Here is a 14,032-nt window from a genome sequence, read left to right as displayed (position 1 = left end):
CCTTCAGCGACGGCACACCTTTGCCGTCCGCCTAGGCTGGTAGGCGCCCGGCACGGGCAACCCACCCACGCAGGTACGCAGCAGGAGAGCGACTCATGTACTTCACCGACCGGGGCATCGAGGAACTGGAGAAGCGGCGCGGCGAGGAGGAAGTCACCTTCGAGTGGCTCGCCGAGCAGCTCCGCACGTTCGTCGACCTCAACCCCGACTTCGAGGTCCCGGTGGAACGCCTGGCCACATGGCTGGCCCGCCTGGACGACGAGGACGAGGAGTAGGGCGACCGCGAAGGGGCGCGGGAGCGAAGGGGCGCGGGAGCGAAGGGGCGCGGGAGCGACGGGGCGCGGGAGCGACGGACCCCGGCCGGTCAGTCCCGCGGCAGCAACGTCTCGTACGACAGCTCCAGCACCCCGTGCACGACCAGGGCAACGCCCGCCACGGCCCACGCCGCCCGGCGCCGCCGCATCCCCCACACCGCGACCGGCACCCCGACCGCCACCTCGGCGAGAGCCGGCCGCACGGCACCACCCCACAACCGCTCCCGCCCCACCACGCTCCGCCCACCCCGGAAACCCCCGGCACCCCCGATGCCCCCGGCACCCCCGGCACCCTCGGTGAGCCCGGCGCCCTTGGCGGTCCCGCTGTTCCCAGCGCTCTCGTCACTTCCGGTGCCCCCTGAAAGCTCGGGGCTCCCGGCACCCCCGGCGCTTCCGACCCCCTCGCCGCTCCCGGTGCCGCCGTCATTCCCAGCCCGCCCCGCAGCCCTGGCGCTTCCCGCGCACCCGGCACTCCCCGTACACCCGGCACTCCCCGCGCCCCCGGCACTCCCCGCGCTCCCGGCACTCCCGGCACTCCCGGCACTCCCGGCACTCCCGGCACTCCCGAGATGCCGTACGTCCGTCCCCTCGCCGGCCGCCGCGCGCAGGCGGTCCGCCGACGCGCCGGGCGTCAGCCCCTCCCGCAGCTCCACCCCCGTCCGCTCCAGCACCGCGATCAGCCCGCTCAGGCGCGTACACGCGTCGGCCGTCGGGTCCGGCGCCGTCAGCCGGTCGAGGGACCGCACGTCCCGCACCGGGTCCAGCCCCAGCGCCGCGGCGATCGTGTGCAGTGCCTCGGTCTCCCCCGCCGGCGTACCGTCGGCCAGCCAGACGTACCCGACCGGGCGCCGGAAGCCCGCGGCGAGGGTGCAGCCGGCGCGGTCGGCGTCCCACCACAGCGCGAGTACGGGCCGCTCGGACCCCACGGCGAGCGCCGCGGCCCAGCCGGCGAGGACGCGGTCGACGGGCTCGCCCCCGCGGAGGAACGGCGCGCCCTCGGGAACGAGCACGCTCCACCCGCCGGCCCCGGTCAGCAGCATCCGTTCCCGCAGCAGCGGCACGAGCGGGGCGACGGCGTCGGGAGCGGCCCGGCAGAGCAGCAGGGCACCGGGGGCGGCGGGCGAGGACATGCCCACACGCTAAGCAATCCCTCCCCATATCGCCCGCTGTACAAGCCCCTGGGCCGCCCCCGATCCGGCCCCCGAGGCGACCCCCGGCCCACCCCCGAGTCAACCCTGATCCTGGCCCATCACCCATAAGAGTGTCTTGACTTCCCATCGCCACGATATATCGTGTTTCACGGAAGACGCGATATGGCGCGAACGTGCATGAGCGTCCCTGTACAGCCGTCGTGCCAGGCCGAGGGAGGTCCGCAGCATGTCCGAGTGGTCCGTAGCTGAGCCCAGGAAGCTCACCTTCGACACCCCCGTGAGCGATCTGCACGTCCGTATCGTCAACGGAACAGTCAACGTCGTGGGTACGGACGAGGGTTCCGCCCGCCTGGAGGTCTCCGAGATCGAGGGCCCGCCCCTGATCGTGACGCACGAGGGCGACACCCTCACCGTGGCCTACGAGGACCTGCCCTGGAAAGGCTTCCTGAAGTGGCTCGACCGCAAGGGCTGGCGGCGCAGCGCGGTCGTCTCCCTCGCCGTCCCGGCCGACACCCGCGTGGAGGTCGGCGTGGTCGGCGCCGCCGCGGTCGTCTCGGGGATCGAGGGCACCTCGGTGGTCAAGGGAGTCACCGGTGACACCACCCTGGTCGGCCTCTCCGGAGAGGTCCGCGCGGACACCGTGTCGGGGAACCTGGAGGCCCAGGCCGTCACCGGGAACCTGCGGTTCAACTCCGTCTCCGGCGACCTGACCGTCGTGGAGGGCTCCGGCTCCGCCGTGCGCGCCGACTCGGTCAGCGGCTCCATGATCATCGACCTGGACCCGGACGGCCCGACCGACGTCCGCCTGACCAGTGTCTCCGGCGAGATAGCCATCCGGCTGCCGCACCCGGCCGACGCCGAGGTCGAGGCCAACACCGCGAGCGGCACGATCTCCAACGCCTTCGACGGACTGCGGGTGCACGGCCAGTGGGGCGCCCACAAGATCACCGGCCGGCTCGGCGCGGGCAACGGCAAGCTCCGGGCCACCACGGTCTCCGGCTCCATCGCCCTGCTGCGCCGCCCTCCCAAGGAGGACGACGACGACAAGGCGGCCTGGGAGGCCGAACCGCCGTCGGCACCGCAGCCGACCGCGCCGCCCGCACCTCAGCCGGCCCCGCCGTCGACACCTCCGCCGCCAGCGCAGTCGGCCCCGCAGCCGACGCCGCCGCGCGACGAACCGCCCGCCGGCGCGGGCCCGCACAGCGAACCGGGGGACAATGCCGACGCCGACCGGAAGGAGGCCGCCGCGGACACCGCGCCCGAACCGGCGGACTCCGCAGACCCGGCCGACGGCACGACCGACAAGAAGGTGCTCTGACATGCCTCCCGTCTTCGCCCACGGCCGCCTCCGCCTCTACCTGCTCAAGCTGCTGGACGAGGCGCCGCGCCACGGCTACGAAGTGATCAGGTTGCTCGAAGAGCGCTTCCAGGGCCTGTACGCACCCTCGGCGGGCACCGTCTACCCCCGCCTCGCCAAGCTGGAGGCGGAGGGCCTGGTCACGCACACCACCGAGGGCGGCCGCAAGGTCTACGCCATCACGGACGCCGGCCGCGCCGAACTGGCCGACCGCAGCGGTGAACTGGCCGACCTGGAGCTGGAGATCCGCGAGTCAGTCGCCGAACTGGCCGCCGAGATAAGGGCCGACGTGCGCGGCGCGGCCGGTGACCTGCGCCGTGAGGTGCGGGCGGCCGCCTCCGAGGCCCGGCGGGGCAGCGGCGCCGGGGCCTCGGCCGGGGAGTTCGGCGACCTCGGCGACCTCGGGGACAAGGAGGCCTGGCGGGCCGCCAAGGAGGAGATGCGCCGGGTCAAGCAGGAGTGGAAGGAGCAGGCCCGCCGCGCCAAGGACGAGAGCCGCCGGGCCCGGGACGAGGCCCAGCGGGCCCGCCGTCAGGCCCAGGAAGCCCAGGCCCGGGCACGGGCCCAGGCCCAGGAGGAGATGCAGCGCATCGCCCGCCGGGTGCAGGACCACGTCCAGGACCACTTCACGCGCGGCGACTGGCCGACCGGGGTCCGCGAAGGGCTGACCGAACTCGCCAAGGAATTCGGGGAGTTCGGAAAGGACTACGGCAAGGAGTTCGGCAAGGACTTCGGCTTCGGGCGCACCGGACCGGAACCGGGGACCGGCCCGGACCTGACCAAGCCCGCCACCGCACCGGAACCCGGAGCCGGGCCGGCGCCGGAGTTCTCGGACACCCCCGAGGACTTCCCGGCGCGGTACGCCCCGGCGTGGGCGCACGGCGACGACTGGGACACCGGCGACCCGGCCCGTGACCTGGACCGGCTCCTGGACCGCTTCCGCGACGACATCCGGGACGCGGCCCGCGACCACGGGGTCACCCCGGACCAGTTGCGGGACGCCCGCCACCACCTGTCGACGGCGGCGGCCCGCATCGCGGCACTGCTGCACCAGCCGAAGCCCTGAACACCCGCTAGCGCTCCCGTTCCCGCACGAGCACCCGCACCCGCACCCGTTCAGGAGTTGGTGAGCACGATCTTCCCGAACTGGTCGCCGGACTCCAGCCGTTCGAAGCCCTCGCGGGCACGGTCCAGCGGGAGCAGCTCGTCGATGACGGGGCGTACTCCGGTGGCGGCGCAGAAGGCGAGCAGGTCCTCCAGCTCGTCCTTGGTGCCCATGGTCGAGCCGACGACCTTCAGTTCGAGGAAGAAGATCCGGGTCAGCTCGGCGTGCGAAGGGCGGTCTCCGCTGGTGGCGCCGGAGATGACGACGGTGCCGCCGGGCCGCAGCGACTTCACGGAGTGGGACCAGGTGGCGGCGCCGACGGTCTCGATGACGGCGTCGACGCGCTGCGGCAGCCGGGCCCCCGGCTCGACCGCCTCGACGGCACCGAGTTCCAGGGCCCGCTTGCGCTTGGCCTCGTCGCGGCTGGTGGCGAAGACCCGCAGCCCGGCGGCCTTGCCGAGCACGATCGCGGCCGTGGCGACACCGCCGCCCGCGCCCTGGACGAGGACCGAGTCGCCGGGGCGGACGCCCGCGTTGGTGAAGAGCATCCGGTACGCCGTCAGCCAGGCGGTGGGCAGGCAGGCGGCCTCCGCGAAGGAGAGCTCCTTCGGCTTGGGCAGGATGTTCCAGGTGGGTACGGATACCTGCTCGGCGAAGGTGCCCTGGTAGCGCTCGGTGAGGATGGAGCGGGGCTCGTCCGGCCCGACGCCGTGACCGGACTGGCCGATCACCGAGTGCAGGACGACCTCGTTGCCGTCCGCGTCGACACCGGCGGCGTCACAGCCGAGGATCATCGGCAGCCGGCCCTCCGGGAGGCCGACGCCGCGCAGGGACCAGAGGTCGTGGTGGTTGAGGGAGGCGGCCCTGACATCGACGGTGCTCCAGCCGGGCCGGGCCCCGGGGGCGGGACGGTCCCCCAACTCAAGGCCGGAGAGCGGCTGGTCGCGGTCGATTCGGGCGGCGTAGACGGCGAACATAGGGCCGACGATAGGTTCCCCGGCCCGAGGGCGAAACCGGGGGCCGCTGTGACACATCCCCTCTTGCGCACGACACCCCGCACTCAACACCCCGCATGCAGCGCCCCCGCCCCGCAGGGGGCGCGGGGAACTGCGCGCCCGGCCCCCACCCACCGCCGCCCGAAGGGGGCCCCGACCGGCACCACGGTCACCTCACCTCGTGAGCACTCGTGAGCACTCGCGCACACCCGATCGGGTGGCCGGCCGGGCAGAGAAATGGCCCCGCCCGAGCCGGACGGGGCCATTCGGGTCACCGGAGGGTCACCGGCGGGCGACGCCCTCGGCGCGCGCGGCCGCGGCCACCGCCGCGGTCACCGCGGGAGCGACCCGCTCGTCGAAGGGAGACGGGATGACGTAGTCGGCCGCGAGATCGTCACCGACGACCGCCGCGAGTGCCTCCGCCGCCGCGATCTTCATGCCCTCGGTGATCCGGGAGGCCCGCACCTGGAGCGCGCCCGCGAAGATCCCGGGGAACGCCAGCACGTTGTTGATCTGGTTCGGGAAGTCCGACCGGCCGGTCGCGACGACCGCCGCGTACTTGTGGGCGACGTCGGGGTGGACCTCCGGGTTCGGGTTGGCCATCGCGAAGACGAAGGCGCCGTCCGCCATGGAGGCCACGGCCTCCTCGGGGACCGTACCGCCGGAGACGCCGATGAAGACGTCGGCGCCGGCCAGCGCGTCCTCCAGGGTGCCCTTGAGCCCGGCCTTGTTGGTGAAGCCGGCAACCTGGCGCTTGACCTCGGTGAGGTCGTCGCGGTCGGCCGAGATGATGCCCTTGCGGTCGGCGAGGGCCACGTCGCCGATGCCGGCCTCGACCAGCATCTTGGCGATGGCGACACCGGCCGCGCCGGCGCCCGAGATCACCGCCCGCAGCTGGCCGATCTCCCGGCGGCTGAGCCGCGCCGCGTTCCGCAGCGCCGCCAGCGTGACGACGGCCGTACCGTGCTGGTCGTCGTGGAAGACCGGGATGTCGAGCTGCTCCTGGAGGCGGCGCTCGATCTCGAAGCACCGCGGTGCCGAGATGTCCTCCAGGTTGACCCCGCCGAAGGAGGGGGCGAGCCGGACGACGGTCTCCACGATCTCGTCGACGTCGGTGCAGGCGAGGGCGATCGGGACCGCGTCCACGCCGCCGAACTGCTTGAAGAGGATGGCCTTGCCCTCCATCACGGGGAGCGAGGCCTCGGGGCCGATGTCCCCGAGTCCGAGCACGGCCGTGCCGTCGGTGACGACGGCCACCACGGACGACTTCCATGTGTAGTCGTTGACCAGCTCGGGCTGTTCCGCGATCGCGGTGCACACGCGCGCGACTCCGGGCGTGTACGCGAGGGAAAGGTCGTCCTTGTCACGGAGCGGCACGGTGGCCTGCACGGCCATCTTGCCGCCGCGGTGCAGCGCGAACGCCGGATCGAAGGAATCGAGGGGCTCCGCCCCGCCGTCCTGGTCCGTACTGCCCGGCGTGCTGTCGCTGCGAGGATTGACGATCTCCGCTGCCACTTGTCTTACCCCTTAGGTATGCATGGTTTGAGGGTCGGCCACTCCCGGTGAGGGAGTGGGCGGGCACCGCGCAGGGCCCGATCACTGATACGTACGAGTGGCACGTACGAGCACCTGCGCGACGGGCGCGCCGCACACGCGCCCTGAGCCCCGGATGAGGGGTGTAAAGAACCTTCTTACCGGACCGACGGCACCCGCGACGAGTCGAATAGGTGCAAGGTCACATCACGGATGTCGTAGGCAACCGACAGATGAGCAGGGAAGTGGCCGTCGGAGGCCCCCTGTCCGCATCGCGGCGTGAACCGGAGGTGAACCGAAGATTTTTCGGCCGGAAGGTCGGATTCCCGCAGATGCGCGGGAGGCGGCAGGTCAGAGAAGGACCGACCTGGCGCGTCTCGGGGGTCACCCGTTATCCGATTTTGACATGGCGGCACGCCTGAATGGAGCAATCCCAGTGGCAGGATGCCGTAAACCCACGAGGTCGCGACACCCGATGGTGTGTGTTTCCGTCGACCCATCGGCATATCGACATATCAGCCACATCGGTATATCGGCTTGTTCACCCCACCGCCGGAGGAACCCACCATGACCGCACGCTCCACCCGTCGTACCACCGCCTCGCGCTCCAGGATTGCTGCGTTCGGTGCGATCGCGGTCGCAGGCACCCTGGTCCTGACCGGCTGCGGTGACCAGACCAAGAAGAGCTCCAGCACGGAGAGTGACAACTCCGCTCCGCTCGCGAGCAAGCTGCCGGCGAGCGTGCGCAGCGCCGGTGTGATCAGGGTCGGTTCCGACATCGCGTACGCGCCCGTCGAGTTCAAGGACAGCTCCGGCAAGGTGGTGGGGCTGGACCCGGACCTCGCGGACGCCATGGGCAAGCAGCTCGGTGTGAAGTTCGAGTTCGAGAACGGCACCTTCGACGCCCTGCTCACCGGCATCCGGTCCAACCGCTACGACATCGCCATGTCCGCGATGACCGACAACAAGAACCGCCAGGACGGTGTCGACCCCGACACGGGCAAGAAGGTCGGCGAGGGCGTCGACTTCGTCGACTACCTGACCGCCGGTGTCTCCATCTACACCCGCAAGGGCGACACCGAGAACATCGCGTCCTGGTCCGACCTGTGCGGCAAGAAGCTGGCCGTGGAGCGCGGCACCGTCTCCGAGGACCTCGCCAAGCAGGAGACGAAGAAGTGTCCCAGCGGCAAGGCGATCACCATCGAGGCCTTCGACGACGACCAGCAGGCCCAGACCCGGCTGCGCTCCGGCGGTGCCGACGCGGCCTCCTCCGACTTCCCGGTCGCCGCGTACGCGGTGAAGACCTCGGGCGGCGGCAAGGACTTCGAGCTGGTCGGCGACCAGGTCGAGGCGGCGCCGTACGGCATCGCGGTCGGCAAGTCGAACACCCAGCTGCGCGACGCGCTCCAGGCGGCGATGAACGCGGTCATCAAGAGCGGCGAGTACGAGAAGATCCTCACGAAGTGGGGTGCCGAGGACGGCGCCGTGAAGGAGTCCGCCGTCAACGGCGGCAAGTGACCGGCTCCCCGAGCGGCCGCTGAAAGGCATCTCCCGTGACTGCTGACAACGACACGACGGCGGGCCCCGGCCCGCAGCCGGAGACACCCGCGGGCGGACCGGAGGCCATCAAGGCCATCCCGGTCCGGCACTACGGGCGGTACGTCTCCGCCGTCGTCGCGATCGCCGTACTGGTCGCGATCATCTACGCGTTCGGCCAGGGCAAGATCAACTGGCACGCCGTACCGGACTACTTCTTCGACGACCGCATCCTGACGGGTGTCGGCAAGACCCTGCTGCTGACGGTCCTGTCGATGCTGATCGGCATCGCGGGCGGCATCCTGCTCGCGGTGATGCGGCTGTCGAAGAACCCGGTGACGTCGTCCATCGCCTGGTTCTACATCTGGTTCTTCCGCGGCACCCCGGTCCTGGTCCAGCTGTTCGTCTGGTTCAACCTGGGCCTGGTCTTCGAGTACATCAACCTCGGTCCGATCTACAAGGACTACTGGTCGAACTTCATGACGCCGCTGCTGACGGCGCTGCTCGGGCTGGGTCTGAACGAGGCCGCGTACATGGCGGAGATCTGCCGGGCCGGTCTGCTCGCGGTCGACGAGGGACAGACCGAGGCGGCGCACGCGCTGGGCATGAGCCACGGCAAGACGCTGCGCCGGATCGTGATCCCGCAGGCGATGCGCGTGATCGTGCCGCCCACAGGCAACGAAGTGATCAACATGCTGAAGACGACCTCGCTCGTGGCGGCCGTCCAGTTCCAGGAACTCTTCCGCTACGCCCAGGACATCGGGCAGAACTCCGGTGCCCCGGTCGAGATGTACTTCCTCGCCGCGGCCTGGTACCTGATCATGACCTCCGTGCTGAGCGTGGGCCAGTACTACATCGAGCGGTACTACGCGCGCGGCTCCAGCCGCCAGCTGCCGCCGACGCCGTGGCAGAAGGTCCGGGCCCATCTGGGCTCCTTCTCCAGCAGGAAGGTGACGGCATGACCGACAAGCTCGACAAGGCCGGCGCCGCCGTCCCGCGCGACGCGTCCGTCCCGATGGTCAAGGCCGAGGGCGTGCACAAGTCCTTCGGGCCGGTCGAGGTGCTCAAGGGCATCGACCTGGAGGTGAGGTCCGGCGAGGTCTTCTGCCTGATCGGTCCCTCCGGCTCCGGCAAGTCCACGTTCCTGCGGTGCATCAACCACCTGGAGAAGATCAACGCCGGGCGGCTGTCCGTCGACGGCGAGCTGGTCGGCTACCGCCAGAAGGGCGACAAGCTGTACGAGCTCAAGGACAGCGAGGTCGCGCTGAAGCGCCGGGACATCGGCATGGTGTTCCAGCGGTTCAACCTGTTCCCGCACATGACGGCCGTCGAGAACATCACCGAGGCGCCGGTGCAGGTCAAGGGCGCGAACAAGAGCGAGACCAGGGACCGCGCGATGCAGCTCCTGGAGCGGGTGGGGCTGGCCGACAAGGCCGGCAGCTACCCCTCGCAGCTCTCCGGCGGCCAGCAGCAGCGGGTGGCCATCGCGCGGGCGCTGGCCATGGACCCGAAGCTGATGCTCTTCGACGAGCCGACCTCGGCCCTCGACCCGGAGCTGGTCGGTGACGTCCTCGACGTCATGCGCGACCTGGCCGAGTCCGGTATGACGATGATCGTCGTCACCCACGAGATGGGCTTCGCGCGCGAGGTGGGCGACAGCCTGGTCTTCATGGACGGCGGGGTGGTCGTCGAGTCCGGCCACCCGCGCGAGGTCCTGACCGACCCGCAGCACGAGCGCACCCAGGCCTTCCTGTCCAAGGTGCTCTAGCGGTACGACGGGGAAGGGGCGGTACGACGGTGTCGTACCGCCCCTTCCCCGTCCGTCCCCTACTTCAGCGCCAGCAGCAGGGTGTCCGAGGGCGAGCACCACACCGGCCGCGCCTCGGCGAAGCCCCGGGCCAGCAGCGTGCGCGCGTGCCAGGCCGCCGACGGGGTGTCGCCCTCCGCGTGCTCGCCGTAGATCTCGAAGCGGCGGGCCGTGGGTTGCGCCAGGACCGGGTCCCGGCCCGCCAGCTGCCACCACTCGGCCCAGTCCAGCGCGCCCGCCGCCTTGGCCTGATCCATGCGGCGGTGGCGCTGCGCGCGTTCGGCCGCGTTGATCCGGGGCGTGCTGTCGTCGATCATGTGGTCCGCGTTCATGAAGACACCGCCGTCGCGGACGAGTCCCGCGACCTGACCGTAGAGGGCCGCGAGGGGTTCGCTGTGCAGCCAGTGCAGGGCCGTGGCGGTCAGGACGGCGTCGTACGAGTCGTACGGCAGCCGTGCCGCCCACCGCGGGTCGGTGAGGTCGGCGGTGACGAACGTGACCCGGTCGTCGTCCGCGAAGGTGCCCTCGGCGATGGCGAGCAGGGCCGGGTCGAGGTCGACGCCGGTGCTCACCGCCGCCGGGAAGCGGGCCAGCAGCCGGGCGGTGATGCTGCCGGTGCCGCAGGCGAGGTCGAGGACCCGGGGCGCCGTACCGACGAGGGCCTCCACCAGGTCGAGCATGATCCGGAACCGTTCCTCGCGGTCCGGCATGTACCACTCCTGCTGCCGGTCCCAGCTCTCCTGCCAGGCACCCCAGTCGGCACCGGCCGCGGTCGCCGCAGCGTCCGTCATGACACCCCTCCACCCCGCATGTCGCGTAATACCCTGGAAGCACGACCGACTGTTACCCGACCGCACCACCGACCATAGAGCGCCCCCGTAAGGACTACAAGTGGAACTGGCCTATTACTCGGATTACGCCGTCCGTCTCGTCAACAGCGAGGAACCGGTGCGGGGCAAGGACTCCCTGACCTCGGTCGAGGCCGTCCGCGACCTGTTCGGCGGCAACCAGCAGGCGGCCCGGCGGGCCACCGAGGCCGACCTCACCCGCTTCCGCTCGGTGCGCGGCCGGCTGCGCGCGGTCTTCGAGGCCGCCGACAAGGACGAGGAGACCCTCGCCGTCGACCTGCTGAACTCACTGCTCCTGGAGTTCCCGGTCAGCCCGCAGATCTCCGGGCACGACTTCCGGGACGAGGACGGCCGCCCGCTGTGGCACATGCACCTGGCCGACCACCCCTCCAACGCCACCGCCGGCTACGCGGCCATCGCGGCGATGGGCCTCGCCTTCCACCTCACCGAGTACGGCGTCGACCGCCTCGGCCTGTGCGAGGCGCCGCCGTGCCGCAACGCCTACCTCGACACCTCCACCAACCGCTCCCGGCGCTACTGCTCGGACCGCTGCGCGACCCGCGCCAACGTGGCCGCCTACCGGGCCCGCAAACGCCTGGAGGCGGAGCGCCCGGAGAGCACCGGCCGCGCCGCGGAGAGCGCCCAGCGCACCAGCGCCAGCGGCGAACGCTGACCGGCCCGGCGCGGCCGCCAGCGGAACAGGGCCCGGCCGAGGATCAGCTCCTCCGGCACGGTCCCGTAGTCCGTGCTGTCCCCGCCCGCGTACGCGTTGTCCCCCAGCACCCACCAGCCGCCCTCGCGCGGCTCCACGGCGCGCTTGACGACCAGCAGGTCCTGCTGGAAGGGATGGCGCAGGACGACGACGTCACCGGCCCGCACCCGGGCGCCGTAGCGCACCAGGAGCTGATCCCCCTGGTACAGCGTGGGCACCATGGACGGGCCGGTCACCTCGGCCAGCCCGAAGGGCGCGGCGCCCCTCCCCCGCTCGGTCTCCTGCGACAGCTCCGGCATCCCCGGCACCTCCCCGGTCCGTTCCTCCACCAGTCCCAGTCTGACCCTGGACTTTTGTCCTAAGCCCATGGGGGCACTCGCGAAATCACGCTTCCCAGGGAGTAATGTCCCACCTGAGAAGACGATCACGAGGAAGGAATGCTCCATGCTTTCCCGCCTGTTTGCCCCCAAGGTCAAGGTCAGCGCGCACTGCGACCTGCCCTGCGGTGTGTACGACCCGGCCCAGGCCCGCATCGAGGCGGAGTCGGTTAAGGCCGTGCAGGAGAAGATGGCCGCCAACGACGACCCGCACTTCCAGGCTCGCGCCGTTGTCATCAAGGAGCAGCGCGCCGAGCTTGCCAAGCACCACGTGTCGGTGCTCTGGAGCGACTACTTCAAGCCCCCGCACTTCGAGAAGTACCCCCAGCTGCACGTTCTGGTGAACGACACCCTGAAGGCCCTGTCCGCCGCCAAGGCGTCCACGGACCCGAAGACCGGCGAGAAGGCCCTGGAGCTCATCGCCGAGATCGACAAGATCTTCTGGGAGACCAAGAAGGCCTGATCTCGCGTTCACTTCTGTTGCGAGGCTTTGTCGAGACCGCACCCTGCCCGACGGACCGCCGGCCACGGCGTCCCGGGGGCGGGGTGCGGTCTGCTTCGTTCAGGCGCCGGACGGGGCCCCGGCGGCCAGGCGGCCGAGGGGGTCGCCGGTGAGCCGGCAGATCCGCCACTCGTCCAGGAAGTCCACGCCGAGCGAGCGGTAGAAGTCGACGGCCGGCTCGTTCCAGTCCAGCACCCACCACTCGAACCGCTCGTAGCCGTTGCGCAGGCAGAACGCGGCGAGGTGGGCGAGCATCGCCCTGCCGTGACCGCCGCCGCGGGCGTGCGGCCGTACGTAGAGGTCCTCCAGGTGCATGCCCCGGGTTCCGGTCCAGGTCGAGAAGCGCGGGAACCACAGGGCGTAGCCGACGACCTCGCCCGTGGCGTCGTCCTCGGCGATCAGCGCGTGGGCCGCGGGGTGCTCCCCGAACAGTCCCTCGCGCAGTTGCTCCTCGGTGGCGCGGGCCTGCTCGACGGCCCGTTCGTAAGCGGCGAGTTCTCGGATCATCGCGCGGATCTCCGCGATGTCGTGCACGGTTGCGGCCCTGATCATGCAAGGGATCATGTGCCACCCCGCCGGTCCCTGTCCATCCGGGTCCGCACGGGCGCGGGGCGGCGGTGCTAGTGCCTGCCGCCGTGGTCGTCCTCGCCCGCCTCCAGGAGGCCAGCCGCCTCGCCCACGACCCGGGGGTCGGGGCTGCCGACGACGTCCGCGTCCTTGTCGGCGTAGTCGAAGCGGGCCAGGACGCTGCGCATGGCCTCGACCCGGGCGCGCTTCTTGTCGTTGCTCTTGACCACCGTCCAGGGCGCGTACTCGGTGTCCGTCTCGCGGAACATCGCGACCTTCGCGGCGGTGTAGTCGTCCCAGCGGTCCAGCGAGGCCAGGTCCATCGGGCTGAGCTTCCACTGCCGTACCGGGTCCACCTGGCGGATGGTGAAGCGGGTCCGCTGCTCGCTCTGCGAGACCGAGAACCAGAACTTCACCAGGTCCACGCCGTCGTCCACCAGCATCCGCTCGAACAGCGGGGCCTGGCGCATGAAGCGCCGGTACTCGTCGTCCGAGCAGAAGCCCATGACCCGCTCGACGCCCGCCCGGTTGTACCAGGAGCGGTCGAACATCACGATCTCACCGGCGGTGGGCAGGTGCTGGACGTAGCGCTGGAAGTACCACTGGCCGCTCTCGCGCTCGGTGGGCTTCTCCAGGGCCACGACCCGTGCGCCGCGCGGGTTCAGGTGCTCCGTGAAGCGCTTGATCGTGCCGCCCTTGCCGGCCGCGTCACGGCCCTCGAAGACGATGACGATCCGGCGTCCCGTCTCCTTGATCCAGCTCTGCAGTTTCAGCAGCTCGATCTGCTGCAGCCGCTTGTGCCACTCGTACTCCTTGCGCTCCATGCGCTGGGCGTACGGGTAGTTCTCCCGCCAGGTGTCGATCGGGGATCCGTCCGGGCGGATGAGCACGGGGTCGTCCGGGTCGCTGTAGTCGACCTTCAGGTCGGCCAGCTCGGACAGCAGGTCCGGCGTCGTCATCCAGTCCTCCTCAGCGCGTCGGCGGATCAGTGGAACTGCGGCACGATCAGGTAGATCCCGTACGCCACCACCGCCGCGCAGGCGAGGAAGCACAGCCCCGCCTGGGTGGCGCCGACGGCGCTGGTGCCGCCCTGCTCCCGGGCACCCTCGTACCGGGCGAGGCCGAGCACGCCGAGGGCGAAGACGACCACCACTGCGACTGTAACTCCGATGCTCACCGCGGTGACCTGGCCGAGCGCGGTCCAGTCGATGTCCATGGGAACTCTCCC

Annotated in this window: 15 protein-coding genes and 1 pseudogene; 8 read left to right on the top strand and 8 right to left on the bottom strand. The window is 71.1% G+C overall.

What is annotated here, in order from left to right:
• Positions 1–95: 95 nt before the first annotated feature.
• Positions 96–275, top strand: coding sequence for a DUF6104 family protein (locus tag ACZ619_RS17420; protein WP_023586593.1), 180 nt, complete (start codon positions 96–98; stop codon positions 273–275).
• 611 nt (positions 276–886) lie between these two features.
• On the opposite strand, the pseudogene ACZ619_RS17415 reads toward ACZ619_RS17420, so the two are convergent.
• Positions 887–1,444: pseudogene (locus ACZ619_RS17415) on the bottom strand (hypothetical protein); the annotation flags it as partial.
• Positions 1,445–1,691: 247 nt separating this feature from the next.
• Here ACZ619_RS17415 and ACZ619_RS17410 point away from each other — a divergent pair.
• Both ACZ619_RS17410 and ACZ619_RS17405 read left to right on the top strand, forming a co-directional pair.
• Positions 1,692–2,783 (top strand): DUF4097 family beta strand repeat-containing protein, encoded by a 1,092-nt coding sequence (locus ACZ619_RS17410; protein WP_469599462.1) that lies wholly within the window; start codon positions 1,692–1,694, stop codon positions 2,781–2,783.
• Between the two features lies 1 nt (position 2,784).
• Complete coding sequence (locus ACZ619_RS17405) at positions 2,785–3,888, top strand: PadR family transcriptional regulator (RefSeq protein WP_469599460.1); 1,104 nt, start codon at positions 2,785–2,787, stop codon at positions 3,886–3,888.
• Between the two features lie 50 nt (positions 3,889–3,938).
• Here ACZ619_RS17405 and ACZ619_RS17400 read toward each other — a convergent pair whose 3' ends face one another.
• Both ACZ619_RS17400 and ACZ619_RS17395 read right to left on the bottom strand, forming a co-directional pair.
• Positions 3,939–4,904, bottom strand: coding sequence for a zinc-binding dehydrogenase (locus ACZ619_RS17400; protein ID WP_469599458.1), 966 nt, complete (start codon positions 4,902–4,904; stop codon positions 3,939–3,941).
• 300 nt (positions 4,905–5,204) lie between these two features.
• Positions 5,205–6,437: an NAD(P)-dependent malic enzyme gene (locus tag ACZ619_RS17395; RefSeq protein WP_469599456.1), complete on the bottom strand. Its 1,233-nt coding sequence runs from the start codon at positions 6,435–6,437 to the stop codon at positions 5,205–5,207.
• A gap of 585 nt (positions 6,438–7,022) precedes the next feature.
• On the opposite strand from ACZ619_RS17395, the gene ACZ619_RS17390 reads away from it, so the two are divergent.
• From ACZ619_RS17390 to ACZ619_RS17380, 3 genes are read left to right on the top strand one after another with little or no spacing between them, the layout of a single operon-like run.
• Positions 7,023–7,973: an ABC transporter substrate-binding protein gene (locus ACZ619_RS17390; protein ID WP_469599454.1), complete on the top strand. Its 951-nt coding sequence runs from the start codon at positions 7,023–7,025 to the stop codon at positions 7,971–7,973.
• Between the two features lie 35 nt (positions 7,974–8,008).
• Positions 8,009–8,953, top strand: a complete 945-nt coding sequence (locus ACZ619_RS17385; RefSeq protein ID WP_469599452.1) for an amino acid ABC transporter permease — start codon at positions 8,009–8,011, stop codon at positions 8,951–8,953.
• A complete protein-coding gene (locus ACZ619_RS17380; protein ID WP_469599450.1) occupies positions 8,950–9,759 on the top strand; it encodes an amino acid ABC transporter ATP-binding protein in 810 nt (269 codons plus the stop codon). The genes ACZ619_RS17385 and ACZ619_RS17380 overlap by 4 nt, the downstream gene beginning before the upstream one ends.
• 59 nt (positions 9,760–9,818) lie before the next feature.
• Here ACZ619_RS17380 and ACZ619_RS17375 read toward each other — a convergent pair whose 3' ends face one another.
• Positions 9,819–10,589 (bottom strand): class I SAM-dependent methyltransferase, encoded by a 771-nt coding sequence (locus ACZ619_RS17375; protein ID WP_469599448.1) that lies wholly within the window; start codon positions 10,587–10,589, stop codon positions 9,819–9,821.
• Positions 10,590–10,689: 100 nt separating this feature from the next.
• Between ACZ619_RS17375 and ACZ619_RS17370 the strand changes: the two genes are divergently transcribed.
• Positions 10,690–11,319, top strand: a complete 630-nt coding sequence (locus ACZ619_RS17370; RefSeq protein ID WP_469599446.1) for a CGNR zinc finger domain-containing protein — start codon at positions 10,690–10,692, stop codon at positions 11,317–11,319.
• Here ACZ619_RS17370 and sodX read toward each other — a convergent pair.
• On the bottom strand, positions 11,223–11,657 hold the full coding sequence (gene sodX / locus ACZ619_RS17365) for a nickel-type superoxide dismutase maturation protease (protein ID WP_469599696.1): 435 nt from the start codon (positions 11,655–11,657) through the stop codon (positions 11,223–11,225). The genes ACZ619_RS17370 and sodX overlap by 97 nt on opposite strands.
• 145 nt (positions 11,658–11,802) lie before the next feature.
• On the opposite strand from sodX, the gene sodN reads away from it, so the two are divergent.
• On the top strand, positions 11,803–12,198 hold the full coding sequence (sodN, locus tag ACZ619_RS17360) for a superoxide dismutase, Ni (RefSeq protein ID WP_355718546.1): 396 nt from the start codon (positions 11,803–11,805) through the stop codon (positions 12,196–12,198).
• 99 nt (positions 12,199–12,297) lie between these two features.
• Here sodN and ACZ619_RS17355 read toward each other — a convergent pair whose 3' ends face one another.
• From ACZ619_RS17355 to ACZ619_RS17345, 3 genes are all read right to left on the bottom strand, one after another.
• On the bottom strand, positions 12,298–12,789 hold the full coding sequence (locus ACZ619_RS17355; protein WP_469599444.1) for a GNAT family N-acetyltransferase: 492 nt from the start codon (positions 12,787–12,789) through the stop codon (positions 12,298–12,300).
• Between the two features lie 68 nt (positions 12,790–12,857).
• On the bottom strand, positions 12,858–13,763 hold the full coding sequence (gene ppk2 / locus ACZ619_RS17350) for a polyphosphate kinase 2 (RefSeq protein ID WP_469599442.1): 906 nt from the start codon (positions 13,761–13,763) through the stop codon (positions 12,858–12,860).
• 26 nt (positions 13,764–13,789) lie between these two features.
• Positions 13,790–14,020 (bottom strand): hypothetical protein, encoded by a 231-nt coding sequence (locus ACZ619_RS17345; protein WP_469599440.1) that lies wholly within the window; start codon positions 14,018–14,020, stop codon positions 13,790–13,792.
• Positions 14,021–14,032 lie beyond the last annotated feature (12 nt).

The organism is Streptomyces sp. NPDC104367 (assembly GCF_055583825.1).
This window is presented reverse-complemented; position numbering and strand designations above follow the sequence as displayed.